The following is a 23,475-nucleotide window of genomic DNA, read 5'->3' as shown; positions in this document are numbered from 1 at the left end:
TCCGATGGAAGTTCTGGCCTATCTTATACCGATTTCCCTGCTTTTGGGCGGGGTTGGCCTTGTGGCGTTCATCTATACGGTCCGGTCGAACCAGTATGATGACCCCGAAGGCGACGCACGCCGTATCCTCAGCGATGAATGGGACGACAAGCCCAAGCCCTGACGGCCCTTGAAATTGCCGCAATGCCCGGTTATGTCCGGCCCATCCGCTAGCAGAGAGAACCAAGCCAAATGGCAACTATGAATCCGATCCAGTTCATTCAGCAAGTCCGTGCCGAAGTTGCAAAGGTCGTCTGGCCGACCCGGCGCGAAGTTCTGCTGACCACGGTCATGGTGTTCATCATGGCGGCGCTGACGGCTGTGTTCTTTGCGCTGGTCGATCTGGCCATTCGCGGCGGGCTGCAAGCGATCCTGGGCGCGTTCAGCTAAACCGGTTCGGGCGGGCGGAAACGCCACTGCCCCCTTGCACCTTGTGCGATGTCAGAGTAGTTGACACCGTACTATTCGGAATGGGCGTGCGGCGATTCGGGCTGCGCGCCGCTTTTTATTCCGGGTGATGGGATAGAATTTCAATGACGGTGCTTGCGGCCATCCGAAAGCACCGAAAGTAAAACAAGGACGACAGGTTCATGGCGAAACGGTGGTACTCGGTCAGCGTTCTTTCGAATTTCGAAAAGAAGATCGCAGAGCAGATCCGCACGTCGGTGGCCGAGCAGGGCCTTGAGGACGATATCGACGAGGTTCTGGTACCCACCGAAGAGGTGATCGAAGTGCGCCGGGGCAAGAAGGTCACGACCGAACGCCGCTTCATGCCCGGCTATGTGCTGGTGCATATGGAGATGTCGGATCAGGGCTATCACCTTGTGAACTCGATCAACCGCGTCACCGGTTTCCTGGGCCCGCAAGGCCGCCCGATGCCGATGCGCGACGCCGAGGTGAACCAGATCCTGAACCGCGTTCAGGAAGGCGAAGAAGCGCCCAAGCTGATGATCACCTTCGAGGTCGGCGAGAAGGTCAAGGTCAACGACGGCCCGTTCGAGGATTTCGACGGTATGGTCGAAGGCGTGGACGACGAGAACCAGAAGCTGAAGGTTTCGGTCTCGATCTTTGGCCGCGAAACCCCGGTCGAGCTGGACTTCACGCAGGTGACCAAGCAGAGCTAAACGGCTTTGCATCGAAATTCAAATCGCCGCGATGCAATAGGCAACGCGGCGATTTTTTGTTTCGGCAATGCGGGTGTCGTTAACTTTTAGATTATCGACTTATTGCACCTGCACCATAGCCGCGCGCAACAGTTGCGGGCGGTCCGACTGAGACGGCAAGAAGACCGCCTGCGATCCAGCGTCCAGCGCGGAAAGGCTCGCATCGTACCATTGCATCGCAAGATCGCGGCGTTCCTGCACACCGAAACCTTCACGCAGGTGGTGTCCAACCAACTCTCCGTAGGCGGGCTCTCCCATTGCGACCAACATCAGCGCGGAACCTACAGCGGTATCCATGTTGTCCTGCAGGTATCCCATTGCCAGACAGACTTTGCTTGTTGCCGCCAGATCTTCTGGGCTTTGCCCAGATTCCAATGCAAGCTTGCGCATCTGAGTTTCCGCTTCTGTTTTGGAGTTCAGAGATAGCGCAACAACTTGCGGCTCCAGCATTTCACCATATGAATCGCACTGAGCTGCCACCTGATCCGGCGTCAGTCCCTGGATGTCCTGCATTAGACTTTCACCTCGTGCCATCGCGTAGCTACGGGCAAGGCAGAACTGTTCGCTAAGTGCAAAATCAGGGTCGGACATGTTTGCCAAAGTCGTATAGCCGCCATTGGTTGAAGTTTGAAGCATGACCGCGCTGCAGCGATTGGCAAGCGATGGACCCGTTGTGCCTCCGGAAAACAGGGTCGGCAGGGTGGCGGAGGGTGTTTCTGCAACCTCTGGCACTGGTTCGGGCTCTTGGGCGACCGCGACCGGGGCGACCGCGACTGGGGCGGCTTCTACCGTGGGTGCCGTGGGCTGAGGCGCGGCTGCCAGAGCGGTGCCGCTATGTACTTGTTGACGGTACGCCATCAAAAGAGGCTGGCCCGCCAGTTGAGTTGAAGCCTGTCCTCCGCTCGTCGCCCAATAGTACGCTTGCATAAGGAAGTCGCGCTGATAGGGCTGAAAATCATAGCCATTGATAGGGTAGCCCATTGAAACCTGGTAGCGTTCGATCGCTGCTCGGGTGCCGCGTCCAACCTGACCATCGACCGTTCCGGCATTGTAACCAAAGTAGTTGAGTGCGGTCTGGGTTTGCGCACCCTGCGTTGTCGACGGTATGCTCGGACGGTAGGTCCGGGTTGACCGAGTTGTCCTTTGGGCTTTTTTCTTCTGCTGGTCCTTGCCAATCGCGTAACCTACGACCCCGCCAACGACAGCGCCGCCAAGGAAGTCGCCGGCGTCGGCCCGTGCAACCTGAGGAGCCGTTAAAGCAAAGGATAGAGCGATTCCCAGCGTTGTTATTAAACGAAAAATCATAACTTACCTCCAAAACAAAACGCCTGAATTCGATGAGTATAACACATTCATTGCGCGACGCGGTCTTGGAGTCGGCCGCGAAGCCAGAAACCTGATCTTTTGGCGATTGATTGGCGGACTTCTGCCCAATCTGAGATGTGAGCGGGCAGGTCACCGACGGCGCGTTTGAGGACTTTGATCACGTGGTCGGCTGTGCGGAAGGCGAGAACCAGAAGGGAGGACTACCTCAATGAAAGTTCCTGGCAATTACGGCGGACCGGGGATTAGGTCTTGTTGTTGAAGGACTGTCAGAATGTCGAGGATTGTCGAAGGGCTGAAATCTACTGACCCGTCAAGGAAAACACCCAGTCCACCTTCTCCGATCTCCCTTGGACCGCCTTTGTCATAAACCGGATCAAGTGAAGCGAGCTCTGCAGGTAGTTCGGGACACAGAGGTGTCTCGTTGAGTACAAGGTCGACGGCGGCCAGCATAAGCTCTTTTACCGACTCGAGAGTATCGTCTTGCAGAAGCTGCTCGCGCTGTGCTTCAGGTGCCGTAAGTGTAAGATCGATGAGTTTGAAATAGGCGCAGTTGTCGCGCAGTTCGACAGTTGCTTCGGTGGACATGTTCGCCAGTATGGCTCTTTTTTGTTCACCCCTATGAAAGTCACGTTCACCGGTTCGGCTGCATTCGAAGATCGTGATGGTTACATCGCCATCCAAACCAATCGCGTCGTTTTCGGCGTTAAGATCTAGGTCATCAAGCCGGACCTGCAGGCCGCAGTTGTCGATGATCGCGTTATCAGCCAGTTGCTCAGGCACAGTTTTCTGTATTTGACGCAAATCCAGAAGTGCGCCCACCCCGATCCGAGTGGGGGCGGCCGCCGTGAGGTTCAGGTCAAGCGTATACGGCAATTCCGTATCGCGTACGGGCAGCTTTGCGTCGATGACAAAGTTCACCTGTTGTGCGCTGGGCGCTCGGGCAATCAGAACAGCTGCCAATAGGACCGGAATCAGAAGCCAAAGTCTCATTCAGCAAACTCCAATACGCCAAGCTCTTTCAGCCCCCCAAGGACTTTGACTATCGTCTCGGCGCTGACATCCGCGGACCCGACGACAGCTGCCCCCATTCCGCCGGGCGCAATTTCGCGTGTGCCGCCGGATTCGTAGATCGGATCGAGGACAGAAAATTCTTCAGGTAGTGGAGGGCAGACCGGGTTGGCTGCCAAAAACTCCCCGCCTTTTTCAAGGACCGCTTCGTTGATGCGATTGGTCAGCCCGAAGAGGTCAGAGACCGCGCCGATGAAACCGCGCGGATCAAGGTCGACGCCTTCGATGCTAAATGTAAGGCACTGACCTTTGACTTCTGCTTTGGCGACCGCAACAGCATCTACCGTGGCACCAAAGTAACGAAAGCCCGGTTCTTCGCGCCGATTGCAGGTTGTGAAACGCGCACGGGCCGAACCTTCGACTTTCACGGTTTCACCTTTCGCGGTGACGTTTCGAATCTCGAGAAAGATCTGACGCTTACAGCTTTCTTCCAATGGGCCCGTCAGTATTTCGGGCGCTTTTTCCTGCAAGCCGCGCAGGTCTATGAAGGCCCTCAGCCGCAATCGAGTCGGGCTGGCTTCTTCGATGCCGCTATAGACCGTGAAAGGTACAGGTATATCGCGCAGAGGGACCTCTTTGGTCAGCTTGATCTGAAAACGACCGGCATAGGTGGCCGGATCAATACCCCCTGACGCGAATGAAGCGGCCTTCATGTGCCCGTTGGTTTGGGTCGCCGTCTCGGAGACAGCACCCTGATCCTGAGCCTTGCTGCCACAGCCCGGCAACATGGCGAAAAGAACGCAGATCAGAAGTCCTTTGTTTATTCGAGATGATGCCATCCCAGACCACCTCTGTTGTGACCAAGCAGGCCCAAGATACCTGTCTGCGTTACTTAAGCAACTTAGGAACTTGCAAAAAATTTCTGTTTCCGAGATTCGGATCGAAATCGAGAGACTGAATAGGGCTGAAACGGATCACTTCGGATTATGGCTCCAGCCACTTGCCAACCCCAACGTTCCACTGTAAACGCCCCCTCTATCGTCTTCGGGCGAGATTCTCTCGTGGGAGGTTGCTGGGATCGCGATCCCGGATCGGACCACGCAACATAAACCGGGTGGAACGCGTTTCACCTACGTTGAAAGGAAAACCAAATGGCCAAGAAGCTTGCTGGTACAATGAAACTGCAGGTTCCTGCAGGTCAGGCGAACCCGTCGCCGCCAGTTGGTCCGGCGCTGGGTCAGCGCGGCATCAACATCATGGAATTCTGCAAGGCGTTCAATGCCAAGACCGCAGATATGGAGCAGGGTGCGCCTTGCCCGACCGTGATCACCTATTATCAGGACAAGTCCTTTACCATGGACATCAAGACGCCGCCCGCGTCTTATTACCTGAAAAAAGCCGCTGGTCTGAAGCCGGTTGGCAAGCGGAACCGCCCCCGTGGCGCGGAAAATCCCGGTCGTGAGACCGTGGCTACCGTGACCACCAAGCAGGTTCGCGAAATCGCCGAAGCCAAAATGAAAGATCTGAACGCCAACGACGTCGAAGGCGCAATGCAGATCATCCTGGGCTCGGCCCGCTCCATGGGCATCGAGGTGAAGTAAGATGGCAAAACTTGGTAAACGCACCCGCGCTGCGCGCGAAGCTGTCGCTGGCAAGGAAAACCTGTCGGTTGAAGACGCAGTTGCCCTGGTCAAAGCCAACGCAACCTCGAAATTCGACGAGACCATCGAAATCGCGATGAACCTGGGTGTTGACACCCGTCACGCAGACCAGATGGTTCGCGGCGTTGTTGGTCTGCCGAACGGCACCGGTAAAGCGATGCGCGTTGCTGTTTTTGCTCGTGGCCCCAAGGCTGACGAAGCGAAAGAAGCAGGCGCAGATATCGTTGGTGCAGAAGACCTGATGGAAACCATTCAGGGCGGCACCATCGAATTCGATCGCTGCATCGCCACCCCGGACATGATGCCGATCGTCGGTCGTCTGGGTAAGGTTCTGGGCCCCCGCAACCTGATGCCGAACCCCAAAGTTGGCACCGTGACCATGGACGTGAAAGCGGCCGTGGAAGCAGCCAAAGGCGGTGAAGTTCAGTTCAAAGCGGAAAAAGGCGGCGTTGTGCACGCCGGTGTTGGCAAAGCGTCGTTTGACGAAGCCAAGCTGGCCGAAAACGTTCGTGCTTTCGTCTCGGCTGTTGCCAAGGCCAAACCGTCGGGCGCCAAAGGCACCTACATGAAGAAAATCGCGCTGAGCTCGACAATGGGCCCGGGCGTGACTTTGGATGTGGCGGCTGCTGCTGGCGAATAAGCCTAAACGGTTAGAAAAGATTTGGTCCCGGGTGGTGCAAACTGCCCGGGATTTTCTTTTGGGTCTTGCTGGGGATTAAGCGTTTTCAGCGTTGTTGAAACGCGATCTGAAGCCGATCCCCCAGACGCCGCCGCCTGTCTTCCTCGTAGGCGCTGCATTTGTGATCGACATGCCACAATGCAAGCCAGTCTTTCAGCAGACGCCCGCGGATGCAGAAATCCAGTATCCCCATATGGACCGGGTGCCGATAGCCGCGAAAGAACATGTCCTTGTTCAGTTTCAGGATGCCGCTGCGGTCCACATCGGACGGGTCCGCATCGCGGAAGATATCCGACTTGAGAAAATCGACGATGTCGTAGACGCCTAATTTTTCTCGTACCTCGGTGAAATCCAGACCAATCATTTCACCCTTGCCGACAATCAGGTTCTGGCCGTGAAAGTCACCATGCGAAAACACCCGCGTATCGGGGATGCCCTTGAGATGCTGGGCTGAGGTCTTCAGGGTCTTCACCATCGATTGACTTTCTTTCTCGATATGCGGCGGCACCGAATTCACCAACTCTTTGATGCTGAGGGTCATCCAGCATGGCCGGAACTCATACTCCGTTGCGGGTTGAAAGCCATGCAGATCGTTCAGCCACGCCCCTGCACGGCGGTAGATACGGGCGACCTGATCGTCGTCTTCGCTGTTGTGGATCACGTCGACGGCGGTTGGTCGGTCGATGAATTCGGTCACGAAGAATATGTTTCCCGGAGACAGGTAGTAAGGGTGTACAACGCGCGAAGTCGCGTGCCGGTCAAAATACCGCTCCAGCCGGGTCAGAATATCGAATTCTGCCTTCAAACGACCGGACTCGGGCGAGGCAGTGTCGATCTTCATCGCATAGTCCTGCGTTGGCCCCTTGACCCGCAGAACCAGGCGGGTGGTGGGAAAGCCGTGCGATCGATATACGCAATCGAATTGCAGCGCCGGGCCCAACCCCGCATGGCGCGAGAATTCCGCGACAAACTCAGTTGCGCGCCTGTTTTCATCTTCTGTGAGGGTTGGCATAAGGGGTAAAAGCTGGACGCGAAACGAGGGGTTTGTTTGACAGGACCCCAGTGCGCAAGCCATGTCAATCGCGGACATGGTTCGAGGCACGGCAGTTTGGTCCCGCCAAACCGTCAGAACGGTCAATTTACCCCTTGGAAACCCCGGCTATCTGCCCTAAAGAGAGCTGCGGAGTAAAGCGTGCGATTCGTCGTGCGCTTTATTTCGTTTCGTCCAAGACGGTGGGTGGGTCCATTCGGCCCCTTAATTCCCTGCCTGAGACGGGTAAGACCAAAGAATTCTGAGGGTCACGATCCTCGGGCGAGTTTTGGCCAATCCCGTAACAACGGACCTGAACGCTGGGGTTTCGACCTCAGCAAATATGAGCCGGGGCGAAATATCGCCCCTAACTTGGAGAGAACTGTGGATAGAGCCCAGAAAGAGAAAGTGGTCGAGGAACTCGGCCAAATCTTCGAAAGCTCTGGCGTCGTAGTGGTTGCTCACTACGCCGGTCTGACAGTTGCCGAGATGCAGGACCTTCGCGCACGTGCTCGTGACGCGGGTGGTGCCGTGCGTGTTGCCAAGAACAGGCTCGCCAAAATCGCCCTTGAGGGTAAGCCGTGTGAAAGCATGGCCGACCTGCTGACAGGGATGACCGTTCTGACCTATTCCGAGGACCCCGTGGCAGCAGCCAAGGTGGCCGAGGACTTCGCCAAGGATAACAAGAATTTTGAAATTCTTGGTGGTGCAATGGGTGAGAACGCTCTTGACCGCAAAGGCGTCGAAACAGTTTCGAAAATGCCGTCTCGCGAGGAGCTTATCGCTTCGATCGTGGGCTGCATTGGCGCACCTGCTTCGAACATCGCCGGCGCGATTGGCGCACCTGCAAGCAACATCGCAAGCATCCTTTCCACCATCGAAGAGAAGGCGGAAGCTGCGTAAGCGGTTGGCACTGAATGATCTGCGTGGGGCATATGCCCTGACGTTGGAACACACACTGTAAACGGAAAGAGCTGATAAAATGGCTGATCTGAAAGCACTCGCAGAAAGCATCGTGGGTCTGACCCTGCTGGAAGCACAAGAACTGAAAACCATCCTCAAAGACGAATACGGCATCGAGCCCGCAGCAGGCGGCGCAGTTGTCATGGCTGCTGGTGGCGACGCCGGCGGTGCAGCTGAGGAAGAAAAAACCGAATTCGACGTCGTTCTGAAGAACGCCGGCGCATCGAAAATCAACGTCATCAAAGAAGTTCGCGGCATCACCGGCCTGGGCCTGAAAGAAGCCAAAGAACTGGTCGAAGCCGGCGGCAAGATCAAAGAAGGCGTGGACAAAGCAGAAGCAGAAGACGTCAAAGCCAAGCTGGAAGCAGCTGGCGCCGAAGTCGAGCTGGCCTAAGCTTAGTCTCTGGTGCATCGCTGATGTGCCGAAAAATTTGGCTGGGTCCGGAGAAATCCGGATCCAGCCGAACCTGTCTTAGAAAGGGCCTCATGGGTTGGGGCGTTTTCTAAGACGCGGTTCGCGGATCGGGAGGCTGCCTTCGGGACGGTGGCCATGAATTGATCCGGACGTGTCGTCTCGAATGTGCAAGATGCCGGGGCCCGACGGTGTCTTTGCCCGCTGAGAACATCGAAAGGTGACATCTGACATGGCTCAAACGTTCCTTGGCCAGAAACGTCTTCGTAAATATTACGGCAAAATCCGCGAAGTGCTGGAGATGCCGAACCTCATTGAGGTCCAGAAATCTTCTTATGATCTTTTCCTGCGCTCCGGTGATGCAGAGCAGCCTACTGACGGCGAAGGCATCAAAGGTGTGTTCCAGTCGGTTTTCCCGATCAAGGATTTCAACGAAACTTCCGTTCTGGAGTTCGTGAAATACGATCTGGAAAAACCCAAATATGACGTCGAAGAGTGCATGCAGCGCGACATGACCTACAGCGCGCCGCTGAAGGTCACTCTGCGCCTGATCGTGTTTGATGTCGATGAGGACACCGGTGCGAAATCGGTCAAAGACATCAAAGAACAGGACGTGTTCATGGGCGATATGCCCCTGATGACGCCGAACGGTACGTTCATCGTGAACGGCACCGAGCGCGTGATCGTGTCCCAGATGCACCGTTCGCCGGGTGTGTTCTTTGACCACGACAAGGGCAAGACCCATTCTTCGGGCAAGCTGCTGTTTGCCTGCCGCATCATCCCGTATCGCGGCAGCTGGCTAGACTTTGAGTTCGACGCCAAGGACATCGTGTTCGCCCGTATCGACCGTCGCCGCAAGCTGCCTGTGACCACCCTGCTGTACGCGCTGGGTCTGGATCAGGAAGCGATCATGGACGCGTATTACAACACCGTGTCCTACAAGCTGGACAAGAAGAAGGGCTGGGTCACGCCGTTCTTCCCCGAGCGTGTGCGCGGCACCCGCCCGACCTATGACCTGATTGACGCGAAATCGGGCGAAGTGATTGCTGAAGCCGGCAAGAAAGTTACCCCGCGCGCGGTCAAAAAGCTGATCGAAGAAGGCGTGGTTACCGACCTGCTGGTTCCGTTCGATCACATCGTTGGCAAATACGTCGCCAAGGACATCATCAACGAAGAAAACGGCGCGATCTATGTCGAAGCCGGTGATGAACTGACCCTTGAATACGACAAGGACGGCGACCTGATCGGCGGCACCGTCAAGGAACTGATCGATGCCGGTATCACCGACATCCCGGTTCTGGACATCGACAACGTCAATGTCGGTCCGTACATGCGCAACACCATGGCGCAGGACAAGAACATGGGCCGCGAAAGCGCGCTGATGGACATCTACCGCGTCATGCGTCCGGGTGAGCCGCCCACCGTCGAAGCTGCGTCGGCTCTGTTCGACACTCTGTTCTTCGACAGCGAGCGCTATGACCTGTCCGCCGTTGGCCGCGTGAAGATGAACATGCGTCTGGCTCTGGACGCGCCGGACACCCTGCGCACCCTGCGCCGCGAAGACATCGTGGCCTGCATCAAGGCGCTGGTTGAGCTGCGCGACGGCAAAGGCGACGTGGACGATATCGACCACCTAGGCAACCGTCGTGTGCGTTCGGTCGGCGAACTGATGGAAAACCAGTACCGCGTTGGCCTGCTGCGTATGGAGCGCGCGATCAAAGAGCGTATGTCGTCGGTCGAAATCGACACCGTCATGCCGCAGGATCTGATCAACGCGAAACCCGCTGCGGCTGCTGTTCGTGAATTCTTTGGCTCGTCGCAGCTGTCGCAGTTCATGGACCAGACCAACCCGCTGTCCGAGGTTACCCACAAACGCCGCCTCTCGGCGCTTGGCCCGGGTGGTCTGACGCGTGAGCGTGCTGGCTTTGAGGTTCGCGACGTACACCCGACCCACTATGGCCGGATGTGCCCGATTGAAACGCCGGAAGGTCCGAACATTGGTCTGATCAACTCGCTGGCCACCTTTGCCCGCGTGAACAAGTATGGCTTCATCGAAACACCGTACCGCGTCGTCAAAGACGCCGAGGTGACCGACGAGGTTCACTACATGTCCGCGACCGAGGAAATGCGTCACACTGTGGCGCAGGCGAACGCGACTCTGGATGCCGATGGCAAGTTCATCAACGATCTGGTTTCGACCCGTCAGGCCGGTGACTACACCCTCGCCCCGCGCGAGAATGTGGACCTGATCGACGTGTCGCCGAAACAGCTGGTCTCGGTTGCTGCATCGTTGATCCCGTTCCTTGAAAATGACGACGCTAACCGCGCTCTGATGGGCTCGAACATGCAACGTCAGGCGGTTCCGCTGCTGCGCGCCGAAGCGCCGCTGGTCGGTACCGGGATCGAGGAAAAGGTTGCGATTGACTCGGGTGCTGCGATTCAGGCGAAACGCGCCGGTATCATCGACCAGGTCGATGCCCAGCGTATCGTTATCCGTGCTACCGAAGATCTGGAACTGGGCGACGCGGGCGTTGACATCTATCGTCTGCGCAAATTCCAGCGATCGAACCAGAACACCTGCATCAACCAGCGTCCGCTGATCAAGGTGGGTGACACCGTCCAGAAGGGCGAAGTCATTGCCGACGGTCCGTCGACCGATATGGGTGAACTGGCTCTGGGTAAGAACGTGGTCGTCGCGTTCATGCCGTGGAACGGCTACAACTACGAAGACTCGATCCTGATCTCGGAACGTATCGCGCGTGATGACGTCTTTACCTCGGTTCATATCGAGGAATTCGAAGTCGCCGCTCGTGACACGAAGCTGGGCCCGGAAGAGATCACTCGCGACATCCCGAACGTCGGTGAAGAAGCGCTGCGCAACCTCGATGAGGCAGGCATCGTTTACATCGGTGCAGATGTTGAGCCGGGCGATATTCTGGTTGGCAAGATCACTCCGAAGGGCGAAAGCCCGATGACCCCGGAAGAAAAGCTGCTGCGCGCCATCTTTGGCGAAAAAGCATCTGACGTGCGCGACACCTCGCTGCGCGTGAAGCCGGGCGATTACGGTACGGTCGTTGAGGTTCGCGTCTTCAACCGTCACGGCGTCGAGAAAGACGAGCGTGCGCTGCAGATCGAGCGTGAGGAGGTCGAACGTCTGGCCCGTGACCGGGACGACGAACTGGCGATCCTTGACCGCAACATCTATGCGCGTCTGCAGGGCCTGATCCTGGGTAAAACCGCTGTCAAAGGCCCGAAAGGCGTCAAGCCAGGCTCGGTGATCACCGAGGAGCTGCTGGAAACCCTGACCCGTGGTCAGTGGTGGCAGCTGGCTCTGGAAGGTGAGCAGGACGCACAGATCGTTGAGGCTCTGAACGAGCAGTACGAAGTACAAAAACGTGCTCTGGACGCCCGTTTCGAGGACAAGGTCGAGAAAGTCCGCCGTGGCGACGACCTGCCGCCGGGTGTGATGAAGATGGTCAAAGTCTTCATCGCTGTGAAGCGTAAGCTTCAGCCGGGCGACAAGATGGCCGGTCGCCACGGGAACAAAGGTGTGATCTCCAAGGTTGTTCCGATGGAAGACATGCCGTTCCTGGCCGATGGTACTCCGGTTGACTTCTGTCTGAACCCGCTGGGCGTGCCTTCGCGTATGAACGTTGGTCAGATCCTTGAGACCCACATGGGTTGGGCCGCACGCGGTCTGGGTCTGAACATCGACGACGCTCTGGGTGAATATCGCCGCTCCGGCGACCTGACCCCGGTGCGCGAAGCAATGAAGCTGGCCTATGGCGAGAATGTCTACGAAGAAGGCATCACCGGTCTGGACGAGGATGGCCTGATCGAGGCTGCGGGCAACGTGACCCGCGGTGTTCCGATCGCAACACCGGTCTTTGACGGTGCCAAAGAGGCTGACGTCAACGACGCGCTGGTGCGTGCGGGCTTCTCGGAAAGCGGTCAGTCGATTCTGTTCGACGGCCGTACCGGTGAGCAATTCGCACGTCCCGTGACCGTGGGCATCAAGTACCTGCTGAAACTGCACCACCTGGTGGATGACAAAATCCACGCGCGTTCGACCGGACCGTACAGCCTGGTTACCCAGCAGCCGCTGGGTGGTAAGGCGCAGTTCGGTGGTCAGCGCTTTGGTGAGATGGAGGTCTGGGCTCTGGAAGCTTACGGCGCCGCCTACACCCTGCAGGAGATGCTCACCGTGAAATCGGATGACGTCGCCGGCCGGACCAAGGTCTATGAATCGATCGTTAAGGGCGAGGATAACTTTGAAGCGGGCGTACCGGAATCGTTCAACGTTCTGGTTAAAGAAGTCCGTGGCCTCGGCCTGAATATGGAACTCCTGGATGCGGAGGTTGAGGAATAAGGGCGCTGCCCTTTCTCCCGTCCCCCCTTCCGCAAGATTTGAGGTAACAAATGAACCAGGAAATCACCAACAACCCGTTCAATCCGCTGACGCCTCCGAAGGTATTCGACGAGATCAAGGTCTCGCTGGCGTCGCCCGAGCGGATCCTGTCTTGGTCCTATGGCGAGATCAAGAAACCCGAAACCATCAACTACCGGACGTTCAAGCCCGAGCGCGACGGTCTGTTCTGCGCGCGTATCTTCGGCCCGATCAAAGATTACGAATGTCTGTGCGGCAAATATAAGCGGATGAAGTATCGCGGCGTTGTCTGCGAGAAATGCGGTGTGGAAGTCACATTGCAGAAAGTCCGTCGCGAGCGTATGGGCCATATCGAACTGGCCGCGCCTGTTGCACACATCTGGTTCCTGAAGTCGCTGCCGTCCCGCATCGGTCTGATGCTGGACATGACGCTGCGCGACCTGGAACGCGTTCTGTACTTTGAAAACTACGTCGTCATCGAGCCCGGTCTGACCGACCTGACCTACGGCCAGATGCTGACCGAAGAAGAGTACATGGACGCGCAGGATGCCTATGGCATGGACGCGTTCACAGCGAATATCGGTGCCGAAGCCATTCGTGAGATGCTGGCCCAGATCGATCTGGAAGCCGAAGCCGAGCAGCTGCGCGCTGATCTGGCCGAAGCGACCGGCGAACTGAAGCCCAAGAAGATCATCAAGCGCCTGAAGGTTGTCGAATCCTTCCTCGAGTCGGGCAACCGTCCCGAATGGATGGTGATGACGGTAATCCCGGTCATTCCGCCGGAACTGCGTCCGCTGGTTCCGCTGGATGGTGGCCGTTTCGCGACTTCGGATCTGAACGATCTGTATCGCCGCGTCATCAACCGGAACAACCGTCTGAAGCGTCTGATCGAGCTGCGCGCACCTGACATCATCGTCCGCAACGAAAAGCGGATGCTGCAGGAATCCGTGGATGCTCTGTTTGACAACGGCCGTCGTGGCCGCGTGATCACCGGCGCCAACAAGCGTCCGCTGAAATCGCTGTCGGACATGCTGAAAGGTAAGCAGGGTCGCTTCCGTCAGAACCTTCTGGGTAAGCGCGTCGACTTCTCGGGCCGCTCGGTCATCGTGACCGGTCCGGAACTCAAGTTGCACCAGTGTGGTCTGCCCAAGAAGATGGCGCTGGAACTGTTCAAGCCATTCATCTACTCGCGCCTTGAAGCCAAGGGTCTGTCTTCGACCGTGAAACAGGCGAAGAAACTGGTCGAGAAAGAGCGTCCCGAAGTTTGGGATATCCTCGACGAGGTGATCCGCGAACACCCTGTCATGCTGAACCGTGCGCCGACGCTGCACCGTCTTGGCATTCAGGCGTTCGAGCCGGTTCTGATCGAAGGTAAGGCGATCCAGCTGCACCCGCTGGTCTGTTCGGCCTTTAACGCCGACTTCGATGGTGACCAGATGGCTGTTCACGTCCCGCTGAGCCTTGAGGCCCAGCTGGAAGCCCGTGTTCTGATGATGTCGACGAACAACGTTCTGTCGCCCGCAAACGGCGCACCGATCATCGTTCCGTCGCAGGATATGATCCTGGGTCTGTACTATGTGACCCTGGAACGCGAAGGCATGCCGGGCGAAGGCAAGGTCTTTGGTTCGATCGAAGAAGTTCAGCACGCGCTGGATGCCGGTGAAGTGCATCTGCACACCAAGATCACCGCGCGGATCACGCAGATCGACGACGAAGGCAACGAAGTTCAGAAGCGTTATGAAACCACTCCGGGCCGTCTGCGTCTGGGTGCGTTGCTGCCGATGAACAACAAGGCGCCGTTCGAGCTGGTCAACCGCCTGCTGCGGAAGAAAGAAGTGCAGCAGGTGATCGACACCGTCTACCGTTACTGCGGTCAGAAAGAGTCGGTTATCTTCTGTGACCAGATCATGTCGATGGGCTTCAAAGAAGCGTTCAAGGCGGGCATCTCGTTCGGCAAGGACGACATGGTCATCCCGAACGACAAGTGGGGCATCGTTGATGACACCCGCGGTCAGGTTAAGGACTTTGAACAGCAGTACATGGACGGCCTGATCACTCAGGGCGAAAAGTACAACAAAGTTGTCGATGCCTGGTCGAAGTGTAACGACCGCGTGACCGAAGCGATGATGAGCACGATCTCGTCGTCGGACCGGGCAGCGGACGGGTCTGAACAAGAACCGAACTCGGTCTACATGATGGCTCACTCGGGTGCGCGTGGCTCGGTCACTCAGATGAAACAGCTGGGCGGTATGCGCGGCCTGATGGCCAAGCCGAACGGTGACATCATCGAGACGCCGATCATCTCGAACTTTAAAGAAGGCCTGACCGTTCTCGAGTACTTCAACTCGACCCACGGTGCCCGTAAGGGTCTGTCGGATACCGCTCTGAAGACGGCGAACTCGGGTTATCTGACTCGTCGTCTGGTGGACGTCGCACAAGACTGCATCGTTCGTGAGATCGACTGTGGCACCGAGCGTGCGATCACCGCCGAAGCAGCCGTGAATGACGGCGAGGTTGTCGCCTCGCTGGCCGAACGTGTGCTGGGCCGTGTCGCCGCTGACGATGTTCTGCGTCCGGGCACCGATGAAGTGATCGTGGCTGCGGGTCAGCTGATCGACGAACGTATGGCAGACACCATCGACGAAGCCGGTGTTCAGTCGATGCGCATCCGCTCGCCGCTGACCTGTGAGTCCGAGGAAGGCGTCTGTGCAACCTGCTACGGTCGTGACCTTGCGCGCGGTACCATGGTGAACACAGGTGAGGCTGTCGGCATCATCGCCGCGCAGTCGATCGGTGAACCCGGTACACAGCTGACCATGCGTACATTCCACATCGGTGGTGTTGCGCAAGGTGGTCAGCAGTCGTTCCAGGAAGCCAGCCAGGAAGGTGTCGTATCCTTCGAGAACCCGCAGATTCTGATCAATGCCGCAGGCGAAAGCCTCGTCATGGGCCGGAACATGAAGCTGGTGATCAAGGACGAGCATGGCGAAGAGCGTGCCAGCCACAAGCTGGGCTACGGCTCCAAGCTGTTTGTCAAGGACGGCACCAAGGTGGCCCGTGGCGACAAACTGTTCGAGTGGGACCCGTACACCTTGCCGATCATCGCCGAAAAAGCCGGTACCGCGAAATACGTTGACCTGGTTTCGGGCCTTGCCGTCCGCGACGAGACCGACGAAGCAACCGGTATGACCCAGAAGATCGTGATCGACTGGCGCGCCGCCCCCAAAGGCAGCGACCTCAAGCCCGAGATCATTCTGGTCGGTGAAGATGGCGAGCCGGTCCGCAACGATGCGGGCAACCCGGTTCATTATCCGATGTCGGTAGACGCGATCCTGTCGGTTGAAGACGGTCAGCAGGTTGAAGCTGGTGACGTTGTTGCGCGTATCCCGCGTGAAGGTGCTAAGACCAAGGACATCACCGGTGGTCTGCCACGTGTGGCCGAACTGTTCGAAGCCCGTCGTCCGAAAGATCACGCGATCATCGCAGAAGCCGATGGTTACGTGCGCTTTGGCCGCGACTACAAGAACAAGCGCCGCATCAGCATTGAACCGGCTGACGAGTCCATGGAGACCATCGAGTACATGGTGCCCAAGGGCAAGCACATCCCGGTCGCCGAAGGGGACTTCATCCAGAAGGGTGAATACCTGATGGACGGTAACCCGGCTCCGCATGACATCCTGTCCATTATGGGTGTCGAAGCGCTGGCGGATTACATGATCGACGAGGTGCAGGACGTCTATCGTCTGCAGGGCGTGAAGATCAACGACAAGCACATCGAGGTCATCGTGCGCCAGATGCTGCAGAAGTGGGAGATCCTGGATTCAGGCGACACCACCCTGCTGAAAGGCGAGCATGTCGACAAGCAAGAGTTCGACGCGGCCAACGAGAAGACCATCGCCCGCGGTGGTCGTCCGGCACAGGGTGAGCCGATCCTCTTGGGGATCACCAAAGCCTCGCTGCAGACGCGTTCGTTCATCTCGGCGGCGTCGTTCCAGGAAACCACTCGTGTGCTGACCGAAGCTTCGGTTCAGGGCAAGAAAGACAAGCTGGTTGGCCTGAAAGAGAACGTCATCGTCGGTCGCTTGATCCCCGCCGGTACCGGCGGCGCAACCCAGGCCGTGCGTCAGGTTGCCCAGTCGCGCGACAACGTCGTGATCGAAGCCCGCCGGGAAGAGGCCGAAGCGGCCGCTGCCCTGGCTGCGCCGATGATGGACGACGATATGGTCGGCGACGAGCTGGACGTTCTGGTGGAAACCCCGGAAAGCCGCGAGTAAGTACGTTGGCGTGAATGAAGAAAGGCCCTGCGGAAACGCGGGGCCTTTTCTTATGTGAAAAAGTGCCAGCAGGGGATTTGCTTCGGGCGCCATATCAAACTCCAATGGCCGCTTTGAGCCCAAACTGACATCTGCGTTTCATTATTCGGATCAATAGTTATGGTACCTAAAAAGGTGAGAACAGTTCGTATCACTGGATCAAGCCTATGCCAGCAGTCCAATGAATTCGCGACTTAATGTTATTTCGTTTTAGGAGAACAGCTTGACCGAACACATAACTCTCAGGGATGGTAGAACGCTTGCTTTCAGCACTTACGGCGACCCAAACGGAACACCTGTTTTTTTTAGCCATGGATTTTCCGACTCTCACGTAATTCGTCAACCCGACGACAACCTAACCGCGTCGCTTGGCGTGCGATGGATTGCAGCGGACCAGCCCGGTGTCGGAGGGTCGAGTCCTAAGAAGGATCGGAAGATGGTTGATTGGGGTGCGGACATGGAGGACCTGGCTGACCATCTTGGCCTGGATACCTTCAACGTCGCGGGCCATTCCGGCGGCGGCCCTCACGCGTTAGCAGTGGCCTTTCACATGCCCGAACGTGTGCGCAAGGTGGCGCTCGCTTCTCCTGTGGCGCCATTTGATGAGCCCGGCGTTACCAAAATGCTCGTATTGAAGGATCTGAAGACCATCGCGAAACTGCGCCATTTGACCCTGCTGATCCGCTGGGCAGAGCGTATGGGCGCTAAAAGTGCTTTGAAAGACATTCCTTCCTATGTGGAGTCTGTCGTTGACCAAATGCCCAATGAAGCCAAAACAATACTCCGCAATCCAGAGCAGCAAGCCTTGTTCGAAGATAACTTTCGCCTTGGTTACCAACAACACGAGGAAGGTGTTTTTGAAATGACGATGGCACTTTGGGATTGGGGATTTTCGCCGAAGGAGATTCAGCAACCGGTTGAGATGTTTTATGGTACTGAGGACGACATTATCTCACCGGCAATGCCTCGACACCTTTGCTCTGAGCTTCCCAACTGCACAGCGCACGAGTGGTCGGGCGCAGGACACTATGGGTTTGTGGATCGCGAGCGGTGGACCGAATTTGTCGGCGCGGTCGCCAGTCAGTCTTAGCAAGTTAAAGGCAGCTTCGTCCGCATAGCCGACCTTCTCTAGTGCCCGAGCGGCTCAGCCCCGCGCGTATGATGTGGTCGGGTTTAGGTCATACGCTGGTTGTTTTTCCGGCTGGAAGCATCCAACAGAAAGGGCGGTTGACAAGACCGTCTTGCGCTCTGTCAATGAGGTGAAATGCCGTTAGCCTTGGAAGCCGCCACTATGACCCCAAACCTAAAAGGTGCGCTGCTGATGGTGGGCAGTATGGCGGCCTTTACCATCAATGATGCGCTGATAAAGGCTGCCGGCGCAGAGATGCCCTTGTTCCAGATGGTGGCCATGCGCGGTGTGCTGGCCACCGGTCTGGTGTATGTGTTGGCACGCCATCTGGGTGCGTTACACCTTAATTTTCCACATCATGACAAATGGCTTGTAGCGGCCCGGTGTCTGGCGGAACTGTCGGCAACTTATTTCTTTCTGACTGCGTTGTTGCACATGCCATTGGCTAATGTGACGGCGGTGTTGCAGGCCTTGCCGCTGACTGTGACGCTGGGGGCTGTGCTGTTTTTTCGCGAACAGATTGGATGGCGACGTGTTCTAGCGATTGCGCTGGGGTTCCTTGGTATGCTCCTGATCGTACGCCCGGGCCCCGAGGGGTTCAGTATCTATGCCACTTACGCGCTGATAGCGGTTGTGTCGGTCACGATCCGCGATCTCATCACGCGGCGGATGTCGATCCACGTGCCGTCACTGACTGTTACGCTGGCGACCTCGTTTACCATCACGATTGCAGCCGGGTTTGTCTCGTTAGCCTCGGGCTGGCAACCGGTTCCGCCCGTCGCAGGTGCGATGGTCGCCTGTGCCGCTGTCTTCGTGCTGACTGGTTACCTGTGCAGCGTCATGGTTATGCGGGTCGGGGACGTCGGATTTGTCGCGCCGTTTCGCTATTCAAGCCTGATCTGGGCGCTGGCTCTAGGCTGGCTGGTATTCGGAGACTGGCCGGACACAATCACACTTCTGGGGGCGGCATTGGTTGTCGGGGCTGGGCTGTTCACCTTGTTCCGCGAACGACAGACTCATACGGCAGAGTGAGCCCGCCGTACGGCATCCTGATCGATGGCAAAACGTGCGATGAATTCCCCCTCCTGCTCGGGCGTGAGGGGCAGTAGCACGGCCTTGCTATTGCGGGCATGATACGAGTCGTTGAACTGGTTCAGCGAGCGCACCCACATCGGCGCATCCGGGTAACTGATCACAGGCATGAAGTTTCCAATGCGGTGATGGGCAAAGTTCATGATGGTCTGCTCGCATCCGCCGCGCACATGCATGGCAAAGCCGATACCCAGTAGTGAGCGAAAAACCTGCGCGGCCCGAATACCGTCCGGCCCGAACCGGGCCAGAAATCCCTGGTTGTAGTCAATGGCAACGGTCCTGTTGTTCCGCATCAGCGTTTTGCCTTCATCTGCAGCGATGCGCAGGCGCTCGACGAAGTCAACCGATACAGCGTCATCATCATCATGGCGGAATTGAATGCAGGGCGAGTCAAGGTTATCGCGGGCGGCGTTCAGAACCTCTTTCATCACGGGCCGATGGCGCATGGGGCTGCGGGCGATGATCCGGGCCTGTTTCATACCGGCGGTCAGGTCGTGCAACCGGTCAGACGCGGGTTTGGGCAGGCAGTCTCCGATCACGATCAAAAACTGGAAATCTTCGTCCGTTTGTTCTTTCAGACAGGGCAGGGTGGTGGTTTCGAACAGACGGAACCGCTCTTCCAGCCGGGTGGGGCTGTAGAGGTAGGCGCGCCGTTCTTCGATCGTATCATGTTCGACCTGAAAGCCCCCGAGTGCGGGATAGGAAAAGCGGCAAATGCCGATGACTTGCATGATTCATCCGTGGAGCAAAGTGGTCAGCAGACTATGCCGTTGCGATTTGATCCCCGCAACGGCTACCGCACTGGAAATCCACCTTACTCCCTGATAACTCTGCGTAGTCGGGTCGCCGGACTTCCTGGTTAGGGGTTGCTGTTGACACTCGGGCCGACTCCCCCTATTACGCGCGTCATCTCGGTGCCGGGGGCCGCCCCACAACCGATTCCAGTAATGAACTGGTCAAGGCCCGGACAATTTTGCAGTTCGCGCCCTCTGATAACCAACCGCGACGTTCACCTCGGAATGGGAACGCTCGCGGATTTTGCGCTTGTGGACGCATGAGTGCAGCAAGTTTAACCGCACGCAATGCGCGTGCATGTCATGTGTGTTGCAAAACGGGGAAGAAACCGGAATGCCAACTATTCAACAGCTGATCCGCAAGCCGCGGCAGCCCAAAGTAAAACGCTCGAAGTCCATGCACCTGGAGCAGTGCCCGCAGAAACGCGGCGTCTGCACCCGCGTGTACACCACCACACCGAAAAAGCCGAACTCGGCTATGCGTAAGGTTGCCAAGGTGCGCCTGACCAACGGGTTCGAGGTCATCTCGTACATCCCCGGTGAAAGCCACAACCTGCAGGAACACTCGGTTGTTCTGATCCGTGGCGGCCGTGTAAAAGACCTTCCCGGTGTGCGTTACCACATCCTGCGCGGTGTTCTGGATACTCAGGGCGTCAAAGACCGTAAGCAACGCCGTTCGAAATACGGCGCGAAGCGTCCCAAGTAAGAAGGAGAGGCTGATATGTCACGTCGTCACGCCGCCGAAAAACGCGAAGTCCTGCCTGACGCCAAATTTGGCGACAAGGTTCTGACCAAATTCATGAACAACCTGATGATCGACGGCAAGAAGTCGGTCGCAGAGCGCATCGTTTACAACGCGTTTGACCGCGTTGAGAACAAGATCAAACGCGCTCCTGTCGAAGTGTTCCACGAAGCGCTCGACAACATCAAACCGTCGGTCGAGGTTCGCTCGCGCCGGGTTGGTGGTGCAACCTATCAGGTTCCGGTCGAAGTGCGCCCTGAGCGCCGCGAAGCACTGGCCATCCGCTGGCTGATCACCGCCGCGCGCGGCCGCAACGAAAACACCATGGAAGAACGCCTCGCCGGTGAACTGCTGGACGCCGTACAGTCCCGCGGTACCGCCGTGAAGAAGCGCGAAGACACCCACAAGATGGCCGAGGCAAACAAAGCCTTCAGCCATTACCGCTGGTAATTCTAGAGGCTTATCCAAATGGCACGCGAATATCCGCTCGAACTGTACCGTAACTTCGGTATCATGGCGCACATCGACGCAGGTAAGACCACCTGCTCGGAGCGTATCCTGTATTACACTGGTAAATCCCACAACATCGGTGAGGTGCACGATGGTGCAGCCACCATGGACTGGATGGAGCAGGAGCAGGAACGCGGCATCACCATCACTTCGGCTGCGACCACCACTTTCTGGGAGCGCACCGAGGACGGTCAGACTGCCGAAACCCCGAAGCACCGCCTGAACATCATCGACACCCCCGGCCACGTTGACTTCACCATCGAAGTTGAGCGTTCGCTGGCGGTTCTCGACGGTGCCGTCTGCGTTCTGGACGCAAACGCCGGTGTTGAACCCCAAACCGAAACCGTGTGGCGTCAGGCTGACCGCTACAAGGTTCCGCGTATGGTTTTCGTCAACAAGATGGACAAGATCGGCGCAGACTTCTTCAACTGCGTCAACATGATCGAAGACCGCACCGGCGCACGCGCTGTTCCGGTTGGTATTCCGATCGGCGCCGAGTCCGAGCTGGAAGGCCTGATCGACCTGGTCACCATGGAAGAGTGGCTGTGGCAGGGCGAAGATCTGGGCGCAAGCTGGATCAAAGCTCCGATCCGCGACAGCCTGAAAGACATGGCTGACGAATGGCGCGGCAAGATGATCGAAGCGGCCGTCGAAATGGACGACGACGCGATGATGGAATACCTGGAAGGCAATGAGCCCGACGTTCCGACCCTGCGCGCCCTGCTGCGTAAAGGTACTCTGGAAATCGCGTTCGTTCCGGTTCTGGGTGGTTCGGCGTTCAAGAACAAAGGCGTTCAGCCGCTGCTCAACGCTGTGATCGACTATCTGCCCAGCCCGCTGGACGTTGTTGATTACATGGGCTTCAAGCCCGGCGACGAGGAAGAAGTTCGTGACATCGCACGTCGTGCCGATGACGACATGGCCTTCTCGGGTCTGGCGTTCAAAATCATGAACGACCCCTTCGTTGGCTCGCTGACCTTCACCCGGATCTACTCGGGCACCATGAACAAGGGTGACTCGATCCTGAACTCGACCAAAGGTAAGAGAGAGCGCATCGGTCGTATGATGATGATGCACTCGAACAACCGTGAAGAGATCGAAGAAGCGTTTGCAGGCGACATCATCGCGCTGGCGGGTCTGAAAGACACCACCACCGGTGACACCCTGTGTGACGCAAAGGATCCGGTGGTTCTGGAAACCATGACCTTCCCCGATCCGGTGATCGAGATCGCGGTTGAGCCCAAAACCAAAGGCGACCAAGAGAAGATGTCTCAGGGTCTGGCCCGTCTGGCCGCCGAAGACCCGTCCTTCCGTGTGGAAACTGACCTGGAATCGGGTCAGACTATCATGAAGGGCATGGGCGAACTTCACCTGGACATCCTGGTTGACCGCCTGAAGCGCGAGTTCAAGGTTGAAGCGAACATCGGTGCACCTCAGGTGGCCTATCGTGAAACCATCTCGATGCCGGTCGAGCACACCTACACCCACAAGAAACAGTCGGGTGGTTCGGGTCAATTCGCGGAAGTCAAGCTGGAGATCCAGCCGACCGAAGCAGGCGAAGGCTATTCGTTCGAAAGCCGCATCGTTGGTGGTGCCGTTCCGAAGGAATACATCCCCGGTGTTGAAAAAGGCATCAACTCGGTTATGGACAGCGGCCCTCTGGCTGGCTTCCCTGTGATCGACTTCAAGGTTGCCCTGCTGGACGGTAAGTTCCACGACGTTGACTCGAGCGTTCTGGCGTTCGAAATCGCATCGCGGATGTGTATGCGTGAAGGCATGCGTAAAGCTGGCGCGAAACTGCTGGAACCGATCATGAAGGTCGAAGTGATCACCCCGGAAGAATACACCGGCGGTATTATCGGCGACCTGACCTCGCGTCGTGGCCAGGTATCTGGACAAGAGCCGCGCGGTAACGCCATCGCGATCGACGCGTTCGTTCCGCTGGCCAACATGTTCGGCTACATCAACACTCTGCGTTCGATGTCGTCGGGCCGTGCCCAGTTCACCATGCAGTTCGACCACTACGATCCGGTTCCGCAGAACATCTCGGACGAGATTCAGGCGAAATACGCATAAGCGAAGATTTGAGGGAGCTCCGGTCCGGGGCTCCCTTCATTACCGACAAAGGAGGCCATCATGGCAAAGGAAAAGTTTGAGCGTACAAAACCGCACGTCAACATCGGCACGATTGGCCACGTTGACCATGGTAAAACGACGCTGACCGCAG

The 23,475-nt window shown here is 57.4% G+C and carries 20 protein-coding genes; 15 read left to right on the top strand and 5 right to left on the bottom strand.

Going from position 1 to position 23,475, the window contains the following annotated elements; translation table 11 throughout:
- Window positions 1-4: 4 nt before the first annotated feature.
- The 3 genes from ccoS to nusG all read left to right on the top strand — a co-directional run bounded on the left by ccoS (window position 5) and on the right by nusG (window position 1,163).
- Window positions 5-163, top strand: coding sequence for a cbb3-type cytochrome oxidase assembly protein CcoS (gene ccoS / locus ACR0ER_RS21230; RefSeq protein WP_170335604.1), 159 nt, complete (start codon window positions 5-7; stop codon window positions 161-163).
- Window positions 164-231: 68 nt separating this feature from the next.
- On the top strand, window positions 232-429 hold the full coding sequence (gene secE / locus ACR0ER_RS21225; RefSeq protein WP_170335602.1) for a preprotein translocase subunit SecE: 198 nt from the start codon (window positions 232-234) through the stop codon (window positions 427-429).
- A gap of 200 nt (window positions 430-629) precedes the next feature.
- The gene (gene nusG, locus ACR0ER_RS21220; RefSeq protein ID WP_170328796.1) at window positions 630-1,163 is read left to right on the top strand and encodes a transcription termination/antitermination protein NusG; all 534 of its coding nucleotides are present in this window, start codon (window positions 630-632) and stop codon (window positions 1,161-1,163) included.
- 99 nt (window positions 1,164-1,262) lie between these two features.
- Here nusG and ACR0ER_RS21215 read toward each other — a convergent pair whose 3' ends face one another.
- The 3 genes from ACR0ER_RS21215 to ACR0ER_RS21205 all read right to left on the bottom strand — a co-directional run bounded on the left by ACR0ER_RS21215 (window position 1,263) and on the right by ACR0ER_RS21205 (window position 4,375).
- Window positions 1,263-2,507 carry a peptidoglycan-binding domain-containing protein gene (locus ACR0ER_RS21215; RefSeq protein ID WP_480770641.1) on the bottom strand — a complete coding sequence of 415 codons (1,245 nt, stop codon included), beginning with the start codon at window positions 2,505-2,507 and terminating at the stop codon, window positions 1,263-1,265.
- A gap of 246 nt (window positions 2,508-2,753) precedes the next feature.
- The gene (locus ACR0ER_RS21210; protein WP_480770640.1) at window positions 2,754-3,518 is read right to left on the bottom strand and encodes a hypothetical protein; all 765 of its coding nucleotides are present in this window, start codon (window positions 3,516-3,518) and stop codon (window positions 2,754-2,756) included.
- Window positions 3,515-4,375, bottom strand: coding sequence for a hypothetical protein (locus ACR0ER_RS21205; protein ID WP_480770639.1), 861 nt, complete (start codon window positions 4,373-4,375; stop codon window positions 3,515-3,517). The genes ACR0ER_RS21210 and ACR0ER_RS21205 overlap by 4 nt, the downstream gene beginning before the upstream one ends.
- A gap of 312 nt (window positions 4,376-4,687) precedes the next feature.
- Between ACR0ER_RS21205 and rplK the strand changes: the two genes are divergently transcribed.
- Both rplK and rplA read left to right on the top strand, forming a co-directional pair.
- Entirely contained in the window at window positions 4,688-5,137 is a 450-nt protein-coding gene (gene rplK, locus ACR0ER_RS21200) for a 50S ribosomal protein L11 (RefSeq protein WP_113791694.1), read from the top strand.
- Window position 5,138: 1 nt separating this feature from the next.
- Entirely contained in the window at window positions 5,139-5,837 is a 699-nt protein-coding gene (gene rplA, locus ACR0ER_RS21195; protein WP_170335593.1) for a 50S ribosomal protein L1, read from the top strand.
- 85 nt (window positions 5,838-5,922) lie between these two features.
- On the opposite strand, the gene ACR0ER_RS21190 is transcribed toward rplA, so the two are convergent.
- Complete coding sequence (locus ACR0ER_RS21190) at window positions 5,923-6,888, bottom strand: phosphotransferase (RefSeq protein WP_480770638.1); 966 nt, start codon at window positions 6,886-6,888, stop codon at window positions 5,923-5,925.
- A gap of 402 nt (window positions 6,889-7,290) precedes the next feature.
- Here ACR0ER_RS21190 and rplJ point away from each other — a divergent pair, with 402 nt between their 5' ends.
- From rplJ to ACR0ER_RS21160, 6 genes are all read left to right on the top strand, one after another.
- Window positions 7,291-7,809, top strand: coding sequence for a 50S ribosomal protein L10 (gene rplJ, locus ACR0ER_RS21185; RefSeq protein ID WP_170335589.1), 519 nt, complete (start codon window positions 7,291-7,293; stop codon window positions 7,807-7,809).
- A 79-nt stretch (window positions 7,810-7,888) separates the two neighbouring features.
- Window positions 7,889-8,263 (top strand): 50S ribosomal protein L7/L12, encoded by a 375-nt coding sequence (gene rplL, locus ACR0ER_RS21180; RefSeq protein ID WP_008204003.1) that lies wholly within the window; start codon window positions 7,889-7,891, stop codon window positions 8,261-8,263.
- Between the two features lie 250 nt (window positions 8,264-8,513).
- The gene (rpoB, locus tag ACR0ER_RS21175; RefSeq protein WP_170335588.1) at window positions 8,514-12,650 is read left to right on the top strand and encodes a DNA-directed RNA polymerase subunit beta; all 4,137 of its coding nucleotides are present in this window, start codon (window positions 8,514-8,516) and stop codon (window positions 12,648-12,650) included.
- A gap of 50 nt (window positions 12,651-12,700) precedes the next feature.
- Window positions 12,701-16,942, top strand: coding sequence for a DNA-directed RNA polymerase subunit beta' (gene rpoC, locus ACR0ER_RS21170; protein WP_170335587.1), 4,242 nt, complete (start codon window positions 12,701-12,703; stop codon window positions 16,940-16,942).
- A gap of 262 nt (window positions 16,943-17,204) precedes the next feature.
- Window positions 17,205-18,071 (top strand): alpha/beta fold hydrolase, encoded by an 867-nt coding sequence (locus ACR0ER_RS21165; RefSeq protein ID WP_480770637.1) that lies wholly within the window; start codon window positions 17,205-17,207, stop codon window positions 18,069-18,071.
- A 201-nt stretch (window positions 18,072-18,272) separates the two neighbouring features.
- Entirely contained in the window at window positions 18,273-19,142 is an 870-nt protein-coding gene (locus ACR0ER_RS21160; RefSeq protein ID WP_480770673.1) for a DMT family transporter, read from the top strand.
- On the opposite strand, the gene ACR0ER_RS21155 is transcribed toward ACR0ER_RS21160, so the two are convergent.
- Window positions 19,127-19,933, bottom strand: a complete 807-nt coding sequence (locus tag ACR0ER_RS21155; RefSeq protein ID WP_480770636.1) for a putative rhamnosyl transferase — start codon at window positions 19,931-19,933, stop codon at window positions 19,127-19,129. The genes ACR0ER_RS21160 and ACR0ER_RS21155 overlap by 16 nt on opposite strands.
- A gap of 397 nt (window positions 19,934-20,330) precedes the next feature.
- Between ACR0ER_RS21155 and rpsL the strand changes: the two genes are divergently transcribed.
- From rpsL to ACR0ER_RS21135, 4 genes are all read left to right on the top strand, one after another.
- Entirely contained in the window at window positions 20,331-20,702 is a 372-nt protein-coding gene (gene rpsL / locus ACR0ER_RS21150; protein WP_005621086.1) for a 30S ribosomal protein S12, read from the top strand.
- 15 nt (window positions 20,703-20,717) lie between these two features.
- The gene (gene rpsG, locus ACR0ER_RS21145; protein WP_039529242.1) at window positions 20,718-21,188 is read left to right on the top strand and encodes a 30S ribosomal protein S7; all 471 of its coding nucleotides are present in this window, start codon (window positions 20,718-20,720) and stop codon (window positions 21,186-21,188) included.
- 18 nt (window positions 21,189-21,206) lie between these two features.
- Window positions 21,207-23,324, top strand: a complete 2,118-nt coding sequence (gene fusA / locus ACR0ER_RS21140) for an elongation factor G (protein WP_480770635.1) — start codon at window positions 21,207-21,209, stop codon at window positions 23,322-23,324.
- Between the two features lie 60 nt (window positions 23,325-23,384).
- A partial coding sequence (locus ACR0ER_RS21135; protein ID WP_215675807.1) for a GTP-binding protein occupies window positions 23,385-23,475 on the top strand: 91 nt, incomplete at its 3' end.

Source organism: Ruegeria sp. CH8, from assembly GCF_056536985.1.
The sequence above is the reverse complement of the archived record's forward strand: the minus strand, read 5'-3'. Positions and strand labels throughout refer to the sequence as shown.